At 57.2% G+C, this 741-nt stretch carries 1 protein-coding gene; it reads right to left on the bottom strand.

Annotated features, from left to right (window positions below; translation table 11 throughout):
- Positions 1 to 21: 21 nt before the first annotated feature.
- Positions 22 to 741: IS5-like element ISNpe16 family transposase (locus N5098_RS15115; protein WP_267638720.1), on the bottom strand; the 720-nt coding region annotated here is incomplete at its 5' end.

The raw sequence follows: 741 nt of genomic DNA, 5'->3' as shown, positions 1-741 counted from the left end.
GAGGGTGTCATAGAACTCTTGTCACACCGTGATGATCGTGCTTCCCGGATTATCTCCTCGTTCGTAGTTGGTGATCGCAATAACGAGACGCAGACACAACGACAGGAACACTTGTGCTCGTGCATGGACGCGGCCTCGGGCGTGGACGTGCCCGAGGCCGCAGTCCTTGACTGCGTCGTTAGTTCGTTCGACGCCTGTCCGGCGGTTGTACGTCTCATCTAACGTCGATTGCTTCAACTTCACGTCCTTGCTGTGTTCTTTGATACGGTCTTCGACCCTGTACTCTATGTCCAGTGGATCGTCGGTATTGCGTGCGTTGTACGGGGCGATGGGCACGACTCCTGCGGTCAGCAGGTAGTCGTGCCAATCGAGTGTGTCATAGGCGCTGTCTCCAAGCATCCAGATCGGAGTGTCGACGGCGAGCGCGTCACGCGTGACGCGCATCGCCGTCTCTTCTGGCGCTTGTTTGCTCTCGGTGAATTCCGCTGCAATCGGGATCTTTGAACCAGTCGAAACGATCGTGCAGCCGTAGCCGTAGTAGTACTCTTCAGCCGTTGGATCGTAGCATTTCGACGCGTCTTGATCGGCTGGCATCGTTCTCACGTCTGTCGAATCAATCGAGTAGGTCAAGTCGAGCAGGCCCCGCAAGGCGGCCTGCTCGACGAGGTGGTCGAAAATCTCGTCGATGACGTGTTCGAGATCGGTGAGGAAACGATCGACCGCGTCTCTCGACGGCGGTCG

It is taken from the genome of Halovenus rubra (assembly GCF_026586665.1).
Lineage (GTDB): Archaea > Halobacteriota > Halobacteria > Halobacteriales > Haloarculaceae > Halovenus > Halovenus rubra.
The sequence above is the reverse complement of the archived record's forward strand: the minus strand, read 5'-3'. Positions and strand labels throughout refer to the sequence as shown.